Here is a 19,869-nt window from a genome sequence, read left to right as displayed (position 1 = left end):
TAATGGAATTCATTTCTTTGGAAGAGAAGCAAAATCTATTCTATAGCTTCTACTCCTTCTTCTGTTTGTTCTACTTTCTGAATAGTACCGTCTTCATTGTAATGCATATAATCTACCGCAACAGAACGGCGGTAACTTCCCCCTGTTGGCAACACTCCGTTATGGTAAAAGAAATAGTCTTTCCCTTTGTACTCAATGATCCCCGGATGAATGGTGAAACTGTTCGGAGCGCTATCTGCTAATATTCCCTGATACTCCCAGGGACCTACCGGACTATCTGAGGTTGCATATTCAATTCTTTCACGTTCTTCCCCCTTGCTGGCATAGACCAAATAATAAATTCCTTTTCTTTTGTAGACCCACGGCCCTTCTATGAAATTCTTGGGATTATCATATTGAATAGGTCCATCTAGTTCGACCATATTATCTTTTAATTTAACAGTTTTAAGGCTCCCGTTACCCCAATACAAATATGCCTGCCCATCATCATCCACAAAGACTGAAGGATCTATATCATCCCACCCGTGTGGGTTATCGGTGGTCATTTCATTATAGATCAAAGCTTCTCCTATGGCATCCTTAAATGGTCCCAATGGAGAATCGGCTACTGCTACTCCTATTGCAGCACCCCCATTGCTCCTGTCATCATCTTTATGAAAAGTGGATACATAGAAATAAAATTTCCCGTCCCTTTCTTCAACCTCAGCTGCATAGGCATCCCCGGTTGCCCAGGAAAAATCTTTGGGAGATAGCTTTGGCCCGTGATTGGTCCAGTTCTTCATGTCTGTAGTAGAAAACACCAACCAGTCTTTCATTTCATAATTGGTTGAAGCTACAGATGCTGTATCATGACTGGTATACAGGTATAAAGTCTCATTATGTACAATTGGTGCCGGATCTGCCGTAAAAGGGGATTTTATAATTGGGTTTTGGGAAAAGCCTGAACCTATTGCCAAAATAAACCCGAAGCCTGTCAATATTTTTTGAATTTTCATAGTATAAATTTTTACCGTTAAACTTTTCTGATCGAGATCTGCTTATTTATTCTTAAGTATTAAATATTTATGATCTAATTATTTTTTAAATATCAACTGAGCGTATTGATATAAACTTCTTCTCCAGGTCAGCCATTCATGCCCGGTTTCAGGTGACGAATAAAAAATATAATCGATATCCTGCTTTTCAAGCATATCACGAAAGGCATTCACTGTTTTAAAGAAAACTTCAGCCTCTTTAGTACCCAGGCTTAAAAAGATCACATCCAGTTTTTCTTCAACATCTTTAGCATTGCTAAAGGCACCATTGAGAAAGGTACCGGCATCCACTTTTTTATCTCCGGGGAAATTTGCTGTTCCACTAAATCCTCCGTAGTAAGCAAAATGATCGAGATTATTCATTATAATGCTCATGGTCTGGCTGGCCCCCATGGAAAGACCGGCTATAGCTCTGTGTTCACGATTGGGAATTGTTCTGAATTTCCCATCAATTTGAGGAACGACTTCTTTTATTAGAACATCTTCAAAAGAAGATCTGGGACGATTTTCTCCAGCCTTTTCCAGGTCTTCGGGTTTATACGCATAGCCGTTGTCCATTACGATGATCATAGGTTCTGCTTTCCCTTCTGCAATTAGATTATCCAGGATAAGGTTTGCATGTCCCTGGGAGGACCAACCGGTTTCATCTTCATAACTGCCGTGCTGAAGATAAAGTACCGGATATCTCTTATCCATATTTTCAAAATAGCCGGGAGGGGTGAAGACAAAATTCCGTCTCCATTCCCTAGTTATTTCAGAGAAATAAATATTCTCAGAAACGCTTCCATGGGGGACATCTTTCAACTCATAAAATTCTTTATCGCTAGCCGGAATTTCAATGCCGCTCCCCCAACGACCGGCGCCATAATAATATTTTGATCCCGGGTCTGGCACTGAAGCACCGTCAATATTCAGCTGGTAATAGTGAAATCCTTCATCCTGGGGAGCAGATTCCCCGATCCACATCCCCTTTTCATTTTTTTCAAGGTCATACTTCACACCGCCAATATCCAGTTGCACCTTTTTTGCTTCCGGCGCTTCAATCTGAACCCGTACCCTTCCTTCTGAATTAACTTTAGGAAATTCCTTTCCGGGTTGGTTTACCACAGAAGGTTCAAAATCTTCCACCATCTTTTCGTCCTCTGTTTGTGCAAAGCAAAAGACACCGGTAAAAAGAAAAGCCATTAATAATAATCGATGTTTCATAATAAAACGTTTTCAGATTCCATAATTGATTTTTTATTCTTGAGCTCCGGTTTTAAACAGCAGGGGTGCAAATCTGTACAAGTCATTTCTCCACACCGGCCAGGTATGTCCTCCCGGGTATTCACTGTAGATATATTTGATGCCGATGTTATCAAATCTCTGCATCATAACCTTATTATTGTTATAGGCAATATCTTCCTTTCCTCCCATAGATAACCAGAATACATTGAGGCCATTATTAATTTTTTCTGAATTCTCACTCATGAATTCATACTGTCCTTTAGGTATTTCATTATCATTCGCAAACCATCCTGAACTGAAAACCCCCAGGTATGAGAATAGATCGGTATTTTGTACTCCTGCATAGAGCGTTTGAAGTCCTCCCATGGAAAGGCCGGCAAGTGCTCTATTTTCTGCATTTCCTTTAACCCTATATTTATTTTCAATAAAGGGGATCAAGCCTTCCTTTAATTCCCTTTCAAACATTCGGAGGCCATTTTCACTAAACCCTGTACCTGGCATATTCCCGTCGGGCATGATCACCAGCATAGGTTCTGCTTTGCCTTCAGCAATAAGATTATCGAGAATTACATTTGTCCTTCCCTGTTGAACCCAACCTCTTTCATCTTCTCCACCGCCATGATAAATATAAAGTGCAGGGTAATTTGTACTGGTATTTTGATCATACCCAGGTGGGGTGTATACATAGAATGTCCTCCAGCTGTTTAAAACCGGAGAAAAGTACTTTTCCATTCTCACATCCCCATGCGGCACATTTTTCAAAGTATAATATTCATCTCCTTTGAAAGGAACCTCAATTCCGCTGGCCATTCTTCCCATTCCATAAAATGCCTCACTACCTGGATCAACAACGGCTACACCATCTATAATAAGAGAATAATAATGTAAGCCTTCGGTTAAGGAATCGGTGGTAACTTCCCATACTCCTTCCTTGTTCTTATCCATATCGTATTTGCGGTCTAAATCCAGTTTTACATCCCTGGCTTCGGGAGCTTTAAGCCGAAAAACGGCACGGCCGTCTGGTAATATCTGGGGATATTTCGAATTCCTCACATTGGTTGAGGCTGGCGTACCCAGCAAGCTGTATTTATTGAATTTTGATTCCTCTACAGGCTTAAACAAGAGTTTTGAGAACATATACAACCCATTCTTCCAGACTTTAAAATCATGACCTCCCGGTTCTAAATAATAAATATGAGGCACATCCTGTTTAACCAAATATTCATGAGTACGCTGACTAAAAGGCAACAGGTTGTCTTCATCTCCGCAGGAAATCCACAAAAGATTAAGTTTTTCCCTGGCTTTTTGTGGCTGCGGAACCAATTCTTCCGGACTCTTGGTATTTGGTGCTGCAGAGAATGCTCCCACCCAGGAGAAAGTATCCAGATTCCCAAGCCCAAAATTCAAAGTCTGACCGCCCCCCATAGAAAGTCCGGCAATTGCCCTATTTTCCCTGTTCTTTATCACCGGGTAATTTTTCTCTATAAATGGGATAAGGTCATTCAGCAGGTCTTTTTCAAAATTTGCGAATGCCGCGACTTTTGTACTGTCAAAAATATTTCCCACCGCACGATCGTCCTTCATTGCCCTTCCATTTGGCATTACCACGATCATAGGTTCTGCCTTAGCATCGGCGTATAAATTATCAAGGATCACCTGTGGATTGCCCCCTCTAAGCCATTCCTTTTCATCTCCTCCAATCCCGTGTAAAAGATACAGAACCGGATATTTTTTATTTTTAGAATATTTTGGGGGAGTGTAGACCAGAGCCTTTCGGTTTGTCCCTACTGTTTTAGATTTATAAGTGACAGTATCGATCTTTCCGCGTGAGATGTTTTCTCTTCTCTGGTCAAAACCGGCAGGAGCCTCTTTTTCCAGACCTTTAAACCTCTGGGCTTCCAACATTTTCTTTGCATATCGCCTACCGAGTTTTCGGTAACCTTCGGGTGTAAAGTGAAGATGGTCACTCATCCCGTTACAACCTTCTGAAGATACTACGTAACTGTTGGGAATCACCTCCGGCAATTTTGCAATGATCTCGTTCATACTGGCACATACACCCCCTTCTTCCTTACTCACCATTTCTCCGGCGAGCAATGGCACTTCTGAAGGATTCAGATTTAAATCCTGCATAAGATTATCATAAACCTTCTTTACCTTTTGGGGCCATAGCGTGTCACCTGTATTTGATTCCCCCTGATGCAGTAAAATGCCCTTTATAACCCCGTCCTGCTGTGCTATTTTAGCCATTTCCACCAGCCGGCCATAAGGATCGCCGTCGTATTGCTTCACCGTGTTTTTTAGCCAGTCGGGCGCAGATTCCACATACGATTTGTAATTCTCCCTGTCAAAAAGTTCAATTTTTGTGCCTCCTACAGAAACATTTACCACTCCAACCTTAATATTCTCCGGTAAATTTTTGATCATTTCCCTTCCGAAGTAATCGGTTGGTGTTAAACCTGTGTTACATCTGGTGAGCGGTGGCTTTGCAGTATACCACTCTCCTTTTTTTCGTCCTAATTCCGGGCAATCTACAGCCTGAAGCACCTTAAACCGGTCATTCAAAGCAACAGTGTCCTGGGGTTCAAATCTGGCATGTCCTTCCATATTTGACTGACCGAAAGCCAGGTAAATATGAAAATCGGAATCCTGGGCAGATGCCTGTAGCATTGCAAGAAAGCATCCAATACAGAGAAGAATTTTAATTTTCATCTTTAAAAAGGTTATTTATCAATTTTAATTATATACTCCCCCCTTTTCGAGGTTGTAAGATCGTATTCATATATTTTTTTTAGCGTCGGCTTCTGCATGTCTATATTGTGAGCAGTAATGGGATCTTTTATTTCTGAAACCTGATAAAAAGGATTAGAATTATCACCATTTGCTTCTTCCAAACCTTCACCTTCTAACGGGCTATATGAACGAATCCTCGCAACACCCCCTAATTGAGATTTAATAAGAATTTTTCCAGGCTTGTTATTCTCCCATTCAAGAGCTACTTCAAATCCTCCCCGAGCTCTTAAACCTGACACCTTTCCTTTACTCCAGGCTTCAGGCAGAGCAGGCAGAATATGAATGGCGCCATCGTGACTTTGTAGAAGCATCTCGGCAATCCCGGCAGTGCACCCAAAATTTCCATCTATTTGGAATGGAGGGTGCGCATCAAAAAGGTTGGGATAAGTGCCGCCTTTTTCGCTGTGGCCTTCCTGCATTGAAGGGGTTAACTGATCTTTAATTAACTTCAGGGCATGATCGCCATCCAGTAATCTCGCCCACAGGTTTACCTTCCAGCCCATAGACCAGCCGGTAGACTCATCGCCCCTGGCCACCAAAGAAGTTTTTGCAGCTTCAAATAATTTCGGATTCCGGTATGGGGAAATCTGGTTGGACGGATAAAGTCCGTATAAATGAGAAACGTGCCTGTGGCTGCTGTTAGGGTCATCCCAATCCTTTATCCACTCCTGTAGTTGTCCCCAACTGCCAATTTGCATTGGAGGCAATTCCTGAAGTTTTTCATTCAGTTCAGCTATAAAATCTTTATCATCTCCCAGGATTTCTGCCGCTTTTGCTGTCTTTGAAAACAGGTCGAAAATCAGCTGATTATCCATCGTAGCTCCATAAGTCAATGAGGATTCAGTATGCGCGGTAGGTGCGTGTTCCGGGGAAATGGAAGGCGATACCACCAGCCAGTTATTTTCCGGCTCCCTGACCATAAAATCCAGGTAAAATTTTGAAGCCTCTTTTACTATTGGATAAACCGACTTTAAAAACTCCTTATCTCCTGAAAAATCATATTTATCGAATAAATGCTGGGAAAGCCAGACCCCGCCCATTGGCCACATTCCCCAATAAGAGCCGTCTATAGCGCCTGTCATACGCCAGATATCTGTATTGTGGTGCATCACCCAGCCTTCTGCGCCGTACATATCTTTGGCAGTTTTTCTTCCGACTTCTGAAAGTTCTTTTACCATCTGAATCAACGGCTCGTGAAATTCAGAAAGATTTGTGATCTCCGCCGGCCAGTAATTCATTTCGGCATTGATGTTTACCGTGTACTTGCTATCCCAGGCAGGAGTTAACTGGTCGTTCCAGATTCCCTGCAGGTTGGCGGGTTGTGTCCCCGGCCTGGAGGAGGCAATTAAAAGATAGCGCCCAAACTGAAAATACAGGGAAACAAGAGCAGGATCATTTCCGGTTTTAAAATTTATGATCCTTTCATTCGTTGGTAATTTCGCAGCTTCAGTTTCACCAAGATCAAGAGACACCCGATTAAAATAGGTTTGGTAATCTTCAAGATGGGTTTTATAGATCTCTGCTGACTTCTTTTTTTCTATTGCTGAAAGATATTCTTCTGCTTTTGCTTCCTCATCGACACTGAGATCTTTATAATTTTTAAAATTCGAAGCGATAGAGATATAAATAGTCGCACTGTCGGCATTCTGAATTTTAAGAGTTTCATTTTCTGAAACTATTTCTCCGCCTTCAGTCTGAATTTTAGAGATGGCCAGGAATTCAACTTTACCTTCTATGCCCTCGAAATCACTGGTTTTACCCTGTAGTTTTAAAGTCCCATTTTCAGCTGAAACTTCAGCACCCCCGGGGCGATCCATTGTAGCTGTGAAATTTAAAGCTCCGGGGTTATCTGCCGTAATTTGCACCACGATCACCTGATCGGGATGGGAAGCGAATACTTTGGTTTCATAACCAATACCTCCAACTGTATAGCGAGTTGTGGTAACCGCAGTCTCCAAATCCAGTTCCCGGTAATATTCAGTGTAATTTTGGTGATTCGGAAAAGATAATTTCAGGTTCCCTGCGGTTTGATAAGGCATTCCGTGGGAAGTTTTGCTTATGAAATGCTGATTAACGAGCTGCTGGGCTTTCCCACTTTTTCCTTCAAACAGAAGTTTTTGCACTTCGGGTAAATAGGCTTTGGCTTCAGGATTGTCATTCCGGTTAGGTTGTCCTGCCCAGATCGTATTCTCATTTAACTGAATGATCTCTTCCTGTGGATCTCCATAAACCATTGCCCCCAATCGACCGTTTCCTAAAGGGAGTGCCTCTACCCATTTTTCAGCAGGCTTATCATACCAGAGTTTTAATTGGGAATCTTCCTGGCTCCGGGACTTCAAAGGTGAGATCAAAAACAGCATTCCCAGAATGACGGAAAACCCCAAACCGGAATAACTACTTGTTGAAATTTTGATCTTACCAATTCTCATCTTTATTATTTTTCAAATTGAACCCAGTTTATCTCTATCCCGGCACCGCTTTTTAGTTGCACTATCAAATCCTGAACAGCGTTTATATCAGATTTAACGGGAACAGAAAAAACATCCCAGTTTCCACCTTTTTGGATGGTGACTTCAGCAATCTCCTGTGCGTTTTCACCGGCCAGTTTCAGCGCAATGGTTCCGCCGCTTAAAGATCTTGCCCGGATTTTGACATTTTTGGGACCTTCAGCTCCAAAATCAATCCGGTTGTATTTCACCCAGGCATCAGGTTTATTTAAAACCACTTTCCAACCCTGGAAAGGATCAAGCCGGTCCAAAAACACCGAAGCAGCTCCATAGTTGCTTTTCGCGCTATAGCGGTCTATCTGAATTTTAGAAGTACCGGAGGTAATTCCCACTCCGCGTTTGGTTGGAATCACTTTTTTAATGTTTCCGTTCTCTTCAAAGAACAAACTATCTGCGCGAATTGAACGATTTTTATCAAAATCGGGCGAAAGGTCATTATCGTGATAAAATAAGTACCACTGATCTTTGTAGTTTACAATGGAATGATGATTGGTCCAGGTTCCCGAAGCCGATTCATCCATAATAACCCCCTGGTGGGTAAAAGGGCCCATAGGATTATCGGAAGTTCCATATTCCAGCCTTTCGGTATTATTGGCCACATGCGGATAAGTCATATAATAAATGCCATTTCTTTCAAAAACAAAAGGCCCTTCAATATGCCCTTTTTGAGGGATCTCTTCAAAAACCTTTATTTCTGAATCCAGTTCCAGCATATTAGCCTTCAGTTTTGCACCATAAATTTTTCCACGGGACCAGTATAAATAAGCCTGCCCATCTTTATCAATGAAAACATTGGGGTCTATGCCTCCCACCCCTTTGATGGGGTTGGGCTGGGGCTTATAAGACCCTTCAGGTTTGTCGGCAATGGCCACCCCTATGGAAAAACCTTTTTCCCCATCTCCGGCGTCTTTGAGTCTGGTGGGAAAATAGAAGTAAAATTTGCCATTTTTGGATACCGCATCTGGCGCCCACATGCTGTAAGCACTGGGATCGGCCCAGGGAACATCTTTTTGATCCAGAATTTTCCCGTGGTCTGTCCAATTGGTAAGATCTTCCGAAGAAAACACGTGGTAATCGGCCATATTGAACCATTCGGCGCGGCCTTCGCCTTCCGGTGGTACAATATCGTGGGAAGGAAACACGTATAATTTCCCGTTAAATACCCTTGCAGTAGGATCTGCCGTGAACTGATCCATAATCAGCGGATTTTGTGCAAAAGCATTTACTGACAGGAAAAATATAATCGCACTAAGAGATATCGTTTTCGGCATTTTTGAATGTTTCATCTTAATTATTTTTTTCAGCTTCAATTTTAAAGTAATCGAAATCTACGTGGCCACCTGCTTCTTTTGTGGCGTAGTTGAACAGGGCAAACCTGTAGCCCATAAAGTGAGGAAGTGTGTATGACATCTTGAGCTCGTTACCTATAGCCTTCCAGTTTTCGCCATCGAGGCTGTAGTAAAATTCTGCTGTATCTTTCCTGTTTTGAAAATCTCCAACGGCCTTAAGGTAAAGCTCCTCCTGTTCTAAAGGAATGCTTTCAACTTCAACAGGCTCTTCGGAAGCTCCATTGACCATAACAATGTGCTTCTTATCATTTTTCATTTTAGCCCCTACAAATCCGAAATTCTTCTGAAGCAATCCCAGCCCGGCAAAATCCCCTTCCTTCATTCCTGAAAGATCAATTTTGGTTATGCCAGAACTTTTTGGACCAATGGTTCTTTGGGTAAGGGTGTTTCGGGTATTTAAAAAGGAAGTATCGACCCTGTCTGTAGTCAACCTGAGATAGCCTTCACGTTCCTTTACAGACCAGTAATCATCCTGCGGATTGTGATTCCATTGCCACACCAGAGGCAGATCTTTATCTCCTAACTTTCTGTTAAAATCATCTGAAGCCACAATTCCCGGGATCAAGCCTTTGCTCGCGGGAAGGTTCAGGGTTTCAGGCACCTTGCCGTTTTCACCTAAAACCGGCCAGCCATTTTCCCATTTTACAGGCACCAGGTAAGGAATGCGCCCAACTGCCCCGTAATCTCTAAATAAATAGGCAAACCAGTCACCTTCAGGCGTGTCGATCAAACCACCCTGTGCCACGCCTTTATCCTGAAAAGCCAGTCTTCCTTCATAAGGCCCGGTAATTTTATCGGCCCGGTGAATGATCACCGTTCTCATCCCGTCTCTTGGCCAGGCGATATTGAACAAGTAATATTTTCCATTGGCCTTAAATAACTGAGATCCTTCGGCAGGTAAAATATAGTTTGATCCGATAGGTTCAGTAGCATTTTCAATCAGAACCCGCTCTGTACCTTCCTTGACTCCTGAAAGATCATCTTTAAGCTCTACTATATTAAGTTTTCCCCCACCCCAAATGAGGTAAGTCTTTCCGTCATCATCAAAAAATAAGGTGTTATCGTGAAGAGACGGGCTAAAAGAAATTTCTTCAAAAGTGCCATTTTCAATATCTTTTGTTTTGAAAATATAGGTTTTTCCTGTGGTGCTCGAAAAAGTGGAAACGTAAAAAGTATCATTATGGTAACGAAGGCTACTTGCCCAGGATCCTCTTCCGTAGGCATTTTCCCCATTTTCCATATTCAGGGCATCTGTATTTCCCAAAGTATCATAAGCGTAATTCACTATTTCCCAGTTTACCAAATCTTTTGACTTCATAATTGGCACCCCGGGATTTACGTGCATCGTGGTGCTGCTCATATAATAGGTATCACCAACCCTGATGATTGAAGCATCGGGAACATCGGCGTGGATAATAGGATTTTGGGCTTGTGCCAAGACATGATGGCTACAAAACAGACTTAAGATTATAATGAGTAGATTTCTCTTTTTCATATTCTTTATTTGAAATAGGGTTTGGCAAATTCTATAAAATAAGGCCAGTTAGGCACCACGGTATGACCGCCTTCGTGTATTCTAAAGGCGATTTTTCCTTCAGATAAAAACTCCCCAACTTGAGGAAATTCAGTTTTTGAAAGTCCCTTTTTATCATAGATTTCATAAGCAGGACTCGCGTGGACTCCGGCTAAAAACATACCCCTGGCGTCTATCCAGTTTCCTTCAACTTTAGGATCGCCACTGCTGATAAAAACCGGGCGTGGCGCTGCAAGCGCAATCAAATGATGTGCATCTACCGGAAGGTCTTTTGTTTCTAAAGGTCCGCCGTATTTTATAAAATTGGGAGCAAACCAGTGATATTCGGAACTGGAGACCAAATTCTCTACCTGTTCCCCAAAATTACGCCGCAGAATCTTTGTACCACCTGCTCCAGCAGAACCTATGAATCCCACAGCAAATCTATCATCGTAGGCCATAGTGAGCATTGCAGCTTTCCCGTAGCGGGAAAGGCCTTCTATAGCTACCTTTTTAGCATTAACTTTTGAATGATTTTCAAAATAATCAAGCGCACGGCCGGCACCCCAGGCCCAGGCTTTTAAAGCGCCCCAATCATCAAGTTTTCGAGGTTCGCCTTTATTCACTAATCCGATAATTCCTTGTCTAAGTCCGGCGCCATTATCGGCCTGATAGCTTGTCGGGATCAGGCTGGCATAACCCCAGTTCTGAGCCAGTAATTGTTCCTGCCAGGGTATTTCCTGCTCAGGCTCAGGAAAAAACCCAGCAGAAAAGTTCCAGTCGAATTTCAAGATTACCGGGACAGGTTTAGTGCTATTTTTTGGAAGGGTAAGGGTCATCTGAATTTTGACCTCAATTTCGGGATAAGCAGCGTTATCTACCACTCCCAAAAGTTCCTCAACCTGCACCGGATACTCGCCAATAACTGAATCTTTTCTGGAAACCACTTGCCAGTTTACAGCGGGAATACTTTCAGGGAATCTCCCATAGACTTCGGTATCAAAATCTTCTTTGATCTCCTGCCTGCGCTTTTCCCATTCAGACACCGAAGTTACTTTTGATCCATCTTTAAAAACCAAAAGTTCGGGCAAGCTATAGTCTGCAACTTTGGATTCATCAGAATTCGCTGCATTAGGATCGTTGGGATTTCCGGAAGGTCCGGGCCGTAAGGAATCTATTCCTAATCCCTTCAGCATTAACTGATGATCATGCGCACTTAAACGATAAATACTGTCCCGCTCCTGCTGAGAAAACTGCGCCACCGATTGATTAACGCAGCTCAAAAAAACCAAGATGACAAATAAATGTTTCATTTGTAATGTTTTTCAGGAGGAGGAACCTGTGCTAATTTGTAATCACGAATCCACCCTGGGGTTGAATGGTCACTTCAAACTTTCCTCTTTTTTGTTTGATTTCTTTCTTTTCCGTTTTCCCTTTTTTAGAATCATTGATAATATTGAATGTATTTCCTTTCAGTTCAGGAAGGGAGAAGCTCAGCTTTTTTGCTTCTTTTGAAGCATTGATCCCGGCAATATACCATTGATCCTTGTGCCTTCTTGCTATTATGCTGTACTCGCCCGGATATCCTTCAATAAAAATGGCCTCATCCCAGGTGGTAGGGATATTTTTCATAAAGTCCACAGCAAATTCCGGAGCGTCTTCGAGGTTATTCGGTGTTAAAGCGAAAAACTGAACCGGCGTTTGGAATAGCACTGCAGTTGCCAGTTGAAAGGCATCAGAGGTTCTTCTAAAGTTTCCACCGTCATTGGTGCGGTTGTAGCGTTCGTTTAGCACAGTACCGCCAAAATCCATACTTCCCACCGTATTCCTTATAAAAGGATGAATGGCAGCACTTCTTGCCTCCTGGTCGTTTGCATACTGACTGAACATTAAATTTTCTGAAGCAAGAACAGCTTCAGTACTTATAAAATTAGGGTACATGATTTCCCAGCCTCTCGGGATTGTGGCTCCGTGAAAGATCATCATTAATCCGTGGTCATTGGCATCGGACATTATATCTTCATAAAGCTGAATGGTCTCCTGTTTATCACCCCCCATAAAATCAACTTTCAGGCCTTTTACCCCGTTTTCCTGCAACCACTGCATTTCCTGTTTGCGGGTAATAGCCCGGTGCATTTTGTGCCGCGGAGTCATTGGGGCGTCGTTGGCCACACCGTTAGAGTTGTACCATAAGAAAACATCTACATTTTTACTATCGGCGTAATCAATAAGCTCTTCCATCCTGTCGTACCCGATATTCTGGTCCCAAAGTGCATCAATCAGGATGTATTCATAGCCCATTTCAGCAGCAAAATCGATGTAAGTTACCTGATCGTCATAATTCATACTTGCATCCTGCCACATGATCCAGCTCCAAACGCCCCGCCCGAACTCATAATCCTGTGAAGCCTCATAAAGTGGTTCTACCACATCAAAAGGAATTGTAGTCTCTACTATGGGTTTTAAACTTTCTCCAACTGTAATAGTTCTCCACGGAGTACTAAACGGAAGGGAGATTGCGGCTCCGGTTGAACCAAAATCGTTATTTTCTGTGGCATCGGGAAAAGCGATCGTATATTCCCCCTCGTCATTGGGATCACTCAGGTGAGAGGCGACATACGTCCCGTCAACTCCTGTTTCAGAAATAAGCACCCAATGATCTTCGGTTTTAAATAATGCAGGAAAGGTATACCCCAGATTATTGACTGAAGCTTTAGTAATATCCTGATCTAAGTAATAGCCCTCTTCATAACTGGGCTTTGTTCGCTGGAAACCCACCATAGATTTGGACTGAGGTGTTAAAAAACTTTTTGCCGTTTTTGGAAAATCAAAGCCGGTAAATTCCTTTGTAACCACATGGGCTATAGTGTCGCTGTATTTTTGAAGATGATATCTAAGAGCGATGTCATTATTACTCACCCGGAAAACCACATCCATTTTTTGCCCTTTTTGAGTGGTAAAAGTGGCCGTTAGTTCCTGTGCCTTATAATTGATCTCCGAATCTTTAAGTTTTTTAGATTCATAACTCTTTTCTACGGAATTGGTCTTACTCCCTTCAAAACTTAAGCCTTCGGAATAGTCTGAAATATTTGTTTTTAGACCCAATCTGGACTTTTCCAGCACCACTTCATTATTATAGAAAACAGAATAGGTGGGAATGCCAGATTTAAGGTTTACTTCTACTCTCAAAGCATCATCGGGGCTGCTAATCGTGGCTTCCTGTGCTAGCACAAATGGAAAAATGCCTAACAGGCCGATAAGTAAAAAGACTTTTTTCATTTCTAATTTCAAATTTTGTAGGGTTATTTTGCCGAAGCTAATTCTATAAGCTCCTTTACGACAGGTTTTGCATTATTTTCACGATCGAATAGCAGCGGATAATCGGTTCTTCCCCGCACCGGCCAGTTATTTTTCCAGGAATTTCCATCGTTTACACCCCAAAGGGCAACTCTTTCAATTTTATCCTGATGCTTCAGGAAAAGCTCAAAAAATTCTACATATCTATTGGTGAATTGCTGCTCCACATCGGCTGGCAAAGCATCAGGAAAAGGATTCATTTTATCTTCATACTCGTAATTATCTGAGATTTCTGCGCCGGCATCGCCCCAGGGGGATGGCAGGACACTCAGGTCCAGTTCAGTGATCATCACTTTCCCCAGATTTCCATAGGCTTCCAAACTTTTTTCAAATTCATGAATATCGGGATGATTTAATCCAATGTGTCCCTGCATTCCTATTCCGTGAACAGGTACACCCTCTCTTTGAAGCTTTTCTACCATTCTTACCACCCCGGCCCTCTTCCGGGGATTGGCCATAGAATAGTCGTTATAATAAAGTACGGCTTCAGGGTCTGTCTCGTGGGCAAATTCAAAAGCCAGTTTGATAAAATCTTCACCTAAAATTTGATAGAACTTGCTGTTCCTATAACTCCCGTCGTCTTCTATAGCCTCATTTACCACATCCCAGGAATGAATCCTTCCTTTATACCTGCCCACAACCGCGTGAATATGATCTTTCATTCTTTGGGCAAGCACTTCTTTAGAAACCGTATTTCCATCTTTGTCGACAAAAAACCAGTCGGGTGCCTGGGAGTGCCATATCAAGGTGTGCCCGTGGATGTGCATGTTATTTTCTTCGCCGATCTTGACAAATTCATCAGCAAGTTCAAAATTGAATTCCCCTTCTTTTGGTTGAATACGGGCACTTTTCATAATATTTTCGGCAACTATGGAATTAAAATTCTCTGTTGCAACTTTAAGTTCTTCAGGCTGCCTTCCCATAATTTGCCAGGCATTGAGCGTTGTTCCAATATGGAAGTTGTTCTCAAAAGCATCCTTTAATTTTACTTCTGAACTATGGTGAGTAGTTGAATCAATTTCTTTACTGCCTTTACAATTAGCAAATGTCAAACTTACACTTATAAAAATAAGAAAAGTTAGTACCCTATTACTCCTCATAGTGTTAATAGTTTAGTGTTTAGTGATTGTTAGAATTTAAATAGTCAAGAAATATATAAAAATTTATCCTTGCTGTTAAAATACTGTAATATAGGAAATTAAAACATTTATTTCTTCTCTGTATTATAAGATAAATTATCTCCACAAAAAATCAATTCTCTCATCCGGCCCAGATTTTGTAATATCTACATATTCCTTGTTTACACTCAATTTCCTGCTCCCCGAAAAAACCAATTCAGAATAAATAAAAATAACTTCTCCCTATAAAAGAAAAAGTTCTCCCAATGCTCATCAAGGCTAATCCACTTTAAATTTTCTCTCTTACACCAGTCAATTAATTTTAAAGCTGCCATCTGGAAAGTAGATGAAACTGGTTCAAAAAAGTATTTTTAATGAGCTCCAAGAGAACTATATTCCATAAACAGAGGTTAGTTAGATTAAACTTCCTCCTTCTACTTTCGATCAAAGGATTTATATATTAGTTTAATTTTTTTTAATTACAATTTTTCAAATTTTCAGCATATTCTGCGAACCATTTTTTCGCCGGATTCGCACATGCTTCGGGATCATTATTATAGGCCACTCCCCCTTGTGGATCTCCGTTATGGATTAAATTTTCGGGAGCCAGCAAATTCCAGCTTACATTGCCACTTTCATCGGCAAGAGCTTTAAAATTGGCTCCGAATCCCCAGGCCCCGGCTTCTCCAGTTACACCGCCTTCACCCCAGGCACTATATCCATCTGGCGCCCAGTCTATCTCTGTAACAGCTATGGGTGCAAAATCTGCAACCGGTTGAATATTTTCATTCCAGTTTTTCCTAAAGGTTCCCGGATCATTATTATCCATTCCCCAGTATCCCGGATAGATATGTACTGAATATCCTATGTTATTCCCCTCAATAGGATTATTTGCGTAGCCTTTATAATGAGATTGATATCCAGAACCGGGAATCCAAATAACATTTTGAAATCCATTTTCACGAATCATATCAACTAGAGGCTGAAAAAACATTTTTAATTTATCAAAATGCGGTTGGGAATTGCTACCCCATTCTCCATTAGTGCCCAGTATGTGAATAGGTTCATTTGCCAGTTCAAACATTAAATGGTCATAAGCCTTCAACTTTTCATGACCTGAAAGATAATTCCATACTTTTTTAAGGTATTCATGATATTCGTCTCCAACATCAATCCTTTCAGGACATACTCCTGGCGGCCTAAGGATAACATACATTCCGCGGGATTTTGCATGCTCAATTAAAGGAATAATAACATTATTAACTCCCTCTACAAACCTGTCAAAATTAAATTGGGAAATATCTTTTTCACCATCTACTTCAGCACCGGGATTGTTTGACCAATAAGGATCTATGTGCAATCGTACCATGTTAAGGTACCAGCCATCATTATCCTTATTGGTCAATTTATCCATTACCTTTTTATTATACTCCAGTGCTCCGTGCACATCATAATTGTTCCACCGCCATTCCCCCACATGTCCGCCGTTAAACCAGGGATTGGGAGTCATAGCCACCCCATGAAGGAGAATTTCTTCTCCACAGGAGTTTTTTAAAAACCTTCCGTCCACATTTAATTGGGAAGTATTCAAGGGCCATTCAAAATCCCCTGAAGTATCTCCCTCTGTCTCATCGCCCCCATCTTCTTCCTCAATGGGATTTTCTTCATTAGCCTCTTCTTCCGGCAGGGGCGAGTCATCAGTTGAACATCTCACCAACACAAGTAGCAAAATGAATAGAAATATTACTCTTTTGAATTGGCTGGTTAAAGACATTATTCCTTATAGATTTTGAAGAGCTTCAGCAAAACTTGCATAAGCCGGTTTTCTGTAAAAATCAAGATCCCAAAGACCCTGTCTTTCGCCAGGCATCCAGTTAGCATCATCAGAACTGTCCTGTACTCCCCATACGGTTACCCCGTATCGCTGATTCGCCGGTACATTTTCAGCATAACTATCCACAACATACTTGTACATTTCGGCTTGTTTTGCTAACATTTCTGAAGTGGGTTCGCTACTATTTACAGCCACATCGAGTTCAGAAACCTTAACCAGTTTTCCTGTAGCCGCAAGTAAACGGAACATTTCATCAATTTTCTCTTTTGAAGAATTAATATTGATATGCATTTGAGTACCGATTCCATCTACGGTAGCTCCCTGACTTTCAATATATTCAACAAAATCAATAATACCGCGGGTTTTATCCAGGTTATATTCAAGATTGTAATCATTGATAAAAAGCAGGTCGTCTGGATTTCCATATTCACGTGCCAATTCAAAAGCTTTAACAGCGTAATCCTTACCTAGATAATCCTGCCAGTAAAATTCATCTGCCGCTAATTCTTTTCCAATACCAGTTTTGAGTTCAAAAGGATCCCCATCATCCATAGGCTCATTTACTACATCCCAGGCCTTTACATAGTCTTTGGAAACTTCCATCATACCCGCAATCCATCTTTCCATTTCACCTGTAATAATTTCTTCCTTTTCTTCAGGTGTTTTCTCTGTACCTCCAGGGTTTACACGTGAAAGCGTTACGTCATCAAGATAAACCGTTCCTGCAAACTGACCATAGTCAATAATAAATCGCTCACGGTCCTCCTTGGTTATTGTTGTCTGTAAAGTATACTCCTCCCATTCTTCCGATACATTAAATGAGCCAAGCGGATCACTTGAATAATCTGACGGCGATTGTATCGCGGCACTAAGAGTACCGGCAGTATTTGCCTTTACTTTAAAATTCAATACATAAGTTGACCCCATTTCCAATGTCGGTAAATCATAGGCAACCTGTGCCTCCCATGGATTCACAGCGGAAGGATTCGTAAAGGTAAAAGCGTATCCCGTATCACCAAAGCCCTCACCTTCTGCTGAGCGCTCCCTGGTAGAGCCATTTCCCCAGCCAGCCCAGCCGTCGGTACCGGTTTCAAAATCAGTGTTGGTAATTACACTTGGATCCAATCCCGGACCACCACCACCTTCTTCGTTATATTTTTTAAGGCTTATGTTGTCAAAATAATAAGTAGTGGCAACATTACCGAGGTTAAAGGCAATAGTACTTGCCCCGGCAACTTCTTCAGAAACTACAATTTTTTTGGTAAAAGTGGTCCATTCAGGTGTGGCGTTAATAGCACCAAAAAAATCCCAGTGTTTATATTCATAAGGTTGTATATGAGCCTGGGTAGCAAAAGATGCGGCCTCATCTGAGCGGACATCCATACTAAGTTCATATTCTTCCCCTACTTCCATAGGCGGAGAAAATTTCAAAAAGAACTGACTATCCCATTCGTTTTCCCGAGCTTCTTCATTGGTCACTTTCAATGCCCTGCCTTCACCGTCTGGGCCTGCTCCGACTGCAGTGAAAGACACGATAGCATTTGCGCTATTCTCATAATTTGCTGCGTCATCGGTTTCAAAGTCAGCATCGGTCACCACCTCCCAGGTTGGACCGCTCCCTGGATTTTTCGTTGGTGCAATAGTGCTGTTTAGATATTCAGCATTCTGGTTTGCATGCCACACAAGGGTATGCCCGTAAACAGACATACCAGCCCCATTTGCAGTTTCGAGAAACTTCTCCACATCAGCCAGATTTAGACTTCCGTTTTTTTGTACCACAGCCCCATGTTTCATTCCATATCCCGGAGTAACTTCTTCAAAATTTGAATTGATCAAACGGTACATTAGCCCTTTGGAATTATATTCTGAAATACTAACTGCTGCGCCCAAAATAAAGTCTGAAGAATCTTCTCCTAAGTATGTCTTTAAAGGCTCGTAACTATTCAACTCCTCCTGTAGTGCTACACTTTCGGGTTTTTCGACCTGAAAATCGAGTGGTTCATAATCTGCACAAGAGGTCACTAAAGATAATCCCAATGCACAGATCCCAATTTTATATAGACTTTTCATTCCATTTAGATCTTAAGTATTAAACAATTATTCGAGTACAGGAGTAAAAAGTTCCATTTCTACACCTCTATTCCTCATCACTAAAGTATCGGATGTGGAAACCTGAATATTTTCCAAATCAACTTCATAATTGAGATAAATGGCATCCCGATCCTGATCTCCCCAACTGTTCTCTTCTCCATCTTTTACGAATTCTCCGCTACCGGTAACAGAAAAATCAGTAGAATTAGTACCAACTGTGATGGTTCCATCTTCATCAAAAGTGAGTATAAGCGGCACTTCGATATTGGTTCCATCACTGGATTTGAAAGTTACCGGAAAAAGAACTTCATTTAAAGACTGAGTAGTAAGCAGTACCACTTCGTCATCAACCACAAACTCTTCACTTCTTACAATTGTTTGATCAAGATTGGAATTCCCATTCTTACCTACAATTACATCTTCTCCTCTGCGAAGGTAATACCCGTGTAATTGATTAATATATTTTACAGCGTACAGTACAAAATCTTTAGGCTGAACAGACCAATCACTTGCCACGGTCCTTCTTCCATCTGCAACTAATGGTTTTCCTGACAAAATAGAATCTGCATTTTGAACATTTGTCATTCTCACCGGAATCACATAATTTCTATGAATGGCCAATGGATCTGCAAAAAAATCTTCGGTGAGTTGAACCTGAACACCGCCTACAATTTTCCCTTTAGGAATTATAATTTTATCGGCTACGATATTATAGTAATTTCCAGGCATTGATAGAATATCCCCCCCCCTTCAAACGCTAATCCATCAACAAGGCTGTTATCTACAGTGATATCAACGGTAACATCAGCTGGATTTTCATAGACTCCCCCGGTAGTAGCCATAATCTGGAATTTCCATTCATTATCTAATGAAGTGTCAAAAATATCTTCCCCCAAGGTTATGGTCCTTACAGGATATTGATGAGCGAAGTAAACCGTCTGGTATTCAAAATCGGGGAATTCCCATTCTTCATTCTCGCATGAAGCGAACAAAATTGAAAAGAATAGGAACAAGGTTATTTTAGTTATATTTTTCATGCGTTTTCA

Annotated in this window: 13 protein-coding genes; all 13 read right to left on the bottom strand. The window is 41.5% G+C overall.

Annotated elements, in window-relative coordinates; genetic code table 11:
* Positions 1 to 35: 35 nt before the first annotated feature.
* Positions 36 to 995 carry a glycoside hydrolase family 43 protein gene (locus JRG66_RS11010; RefSeq protein WP_265162820.1) on the bottom strand — a complete coding sequence of 320 codons (960 nt, stop codon included), beginning with the start codon at positions 993 to 995 and terminating at the stop codon, positions 36 to 38.
* A 78-nt stretch (positions 996 to 1,073) separates the two neighbouring features.
* Positions 1,074 to 2,240, bottom strand: coding sequence for an alpha/beta hydrolase-fold protein (locus JRG66_RS11005; protein ID WP_265162819.1), 1,167 nt, complete (start codon positions 2,238 to 2,240; stop codon positions 1,074 to 1,076).
* A gap of 33 nt (positions 2,241 to 2,273) precedes the next feature.
* A complete protein-coding gene (locus JRG66_RS11000; RefSeq protein WP_265162818.1) occupies positions 2,274 to 4,973 on the bottom strand; it encodes an alpha/beta hydrolase-fold protein in 2,700 nt (899 codons plus the stop codon).
* 11 nt (positions 4,974 to 4,984) lie between these two features.
* The gene (locus tag JRG66_RS10995; protein WP_265162817.1) at positions 4,985 to 7,483 is read right to left on the bottom strand and encodes a glycoside hydrolase family 95 protein; all 2,499 of its coding nucleotides are present in this window, start codon (positions 7,481 to 7,483) and stop codon (positions 4,985 to 4,987) included.
* Between the two features lie 5 nt (positions 7,484 to 7,488).
* Positions 7,489 to 8,757, bottom strand: a complete 1,269-nt coding sequence (locus tag JRG66_RS10990; RefSeq protein WP_265162816.1) for a family 43 glycosylhydrolase — start codon at positions 8,755 to 8,757, stop codon at positions 7,489 to 7,491.
* Between the two features lie 91 nt (positions 8,758 to 8,848).
* Positions 8,849 to 10,405, bottom strand: coding sequence for a glycoside hydrolase family 43 protein (locus JRG66_RS10985; RefSeq protein WP_265162815.1), 1,557 nt, complete (start codon positions 10,403 to 10,405; stop codon positions 8,849 to 8,851).
* Between the two features lie 5 nt (positions 10,406 to 10,410).
* Positions 10,411 to 11,736, bottom strand: coding sequence for a glucuronyl esterase domain-containing protein (locus tag JRG66_RS10980; RefSeq protein ID WP_265162814.1), 1,326 nt, complete (start codon positions 11,734 to 11,736; stop codon positions 10,411 to 10,413).
* Positions 11,737 to 11,767: 31 nt separating this feature from the next.
* A complete protein-coding gene (locus JRG66_RS10975) occupies positions 11,768 to 13,702 on the bottom strand; it encodes a glycoside hydrolase family 97 protein (RefSeq protein WP_265162813.1) in 1,935 nt (644 codons plus the stop codon).
* 23 nt (positions 13,703 to 13,725) lie between these two features.
* Positions 13,726 to 14,832: an endo-1,4-beta-xylanase gene (locus JRG66_RS10970; protein WP_265162812.1), complete on the bottom strand. Its 1,107-nt coding sequence runs from the start codon at positions 14,830 to 14,832 to the stop codon at positions 13,726 to 13,728.
* A gap of 541 nt (positions 14,833 to 15,373) precedes the next feature.
* A complete protein-coding gene (locus JRG66_RS10965) occupies positions 15,374 to 16,612 on the bottom strand; it encodes a cellulase family glycosylhydrolase (protein ID WP_265162811.1) in 1,239 nt (412 codons plus the stop codon).
* Positions 16,613 to 16,678: 66 nt separating this feature from the next.
* Positions 16,679 to 18,802, bottom strand: coding sequence for an endo-1,4-beta-xylanase (locus tag JRG66_RS10960; protein WP_265162810.1), 2,124 nt, complete (start codon positions 18,800 to 18,802; stop codon positions 16,679 to 16,681).
* Between the two features lie 27 nt (positions 18,803 to 18,829).
* The gene (locus tag JRG66_RS10955) at positions 18,830 to 19,552 is read right to left on the bottom strand and encodes a DUF5627 domain-containing protein (RefSeq protein ID WP_265162809.1); all 723 of its coding nucleotides are present in this window, start codon (positions 19,550 to 19,552) and stop codon (positions 18,830 to 18,832) included.
* Entirely contained in the window at positions 19,525 to 19,860 is a 336-nt protein-coding gene (locus tag JRG66_RS10950) for a DUF1735 domain-containing protein (protein ID WP_265162808.1), read from the bottom strand. Before JRG66_RS10950 ends, JRG66_RS10955 begins: the two co-directional genes overlap by 28 nt.
* Between the last annotated feature and the right edge of the window lie 9 nt (positions 19,861 to 19,869).

The organism is Salinimicrobium tongyeongense, from assembly GCF_026109735.1.
Classification (GTDB): Bacteria; Bacteroidota; Bacteroidia; order Flavobacteriales; family Flavobacteriaceae; genus Salinimicrobium; species Salinimicrobium tongyeongense.
The sequence above is the reverse complement of the archived record's forward strand: the minus strand, read 5'-3'. Positions and strand labels throughout refer to the sequence as shown.

Coding starts and splice junctions, on each gene's coding strand:
- JRG66_RS10980 (WP_265162814.1), bottom strand. CDS start 11,736: ATGAAACATTTATTTGTCATCTTGGTTTTTTTGAGCTGCGTTAATCAA.
- JRG66_RS10990 (WP_265162816.1), bottom strand. CDS start 8,757: ATGGATCAGTTCACGGCAGATCCTACTGCAAGGGTATTTAACGGGAAA.
- JRG66_RS10955 (WP_265162809.1), bottom strand. CDS start 19,552: ATGCCTGGAAATTACTATAATATCGTAGCCGATAAAATTATAATTCCT.
- JRG66_RS11010 (WP_265162820.1), bottom strand. CDS start 995: ATGAAAATTCAAAAAATATTGACAGGCTTCGGGTTTATTTTGGCAATA.
- JRG66_RS11000 (WP_265162818.1), bottom strand. CDS start 4,973: ATGAAAATTAAAATTCTTCTCTGTATTGGATGCTTTCTTGCAATGCTA.
- JRG66_RS10950 (WP_265162808.1), bottom strand. CDS start 19,860: ATGAAAAATATAACTAAAATAACCTTGTTCCTATTCTTTTCAATTTTG.
- JRG66_RS10975 (WP_265162813.1), bottom strand. CDS start 13,702: ATGAAAAAAGTCTTTTTACTTATCGGCCTGTTAGGCATTTTTCCATTT.
- JRG66_RS10985 (WP_265162815.1), bottom strand. CDS start 10,405: ATGAAAAAGAGAAATCTACTCATTATAATCTTAAGTCTGTTTTGTAGC.
- JRG66_RS10960 (WP_265162810.1), bottom strand. CDS start 18,802: ATGAAAAGTCTATATAAAATTGGGATCTGTGCATTGGGATTATCTTTA.
- JRG66_RS11005 (WP_265162819.1), bottom strand. CDS start 2,240: ATGAAACATCGATTATTATTAATGGCTTTTCTTTTTACCGGTGTCTTT.
- JRG66_RS10995 (WP_265162817.1), bottom strand. CDS start 7,483: ATGAGAATTGGTAAGATCAAAATTTCAACAAGTAGTTATTCCGGTTTG.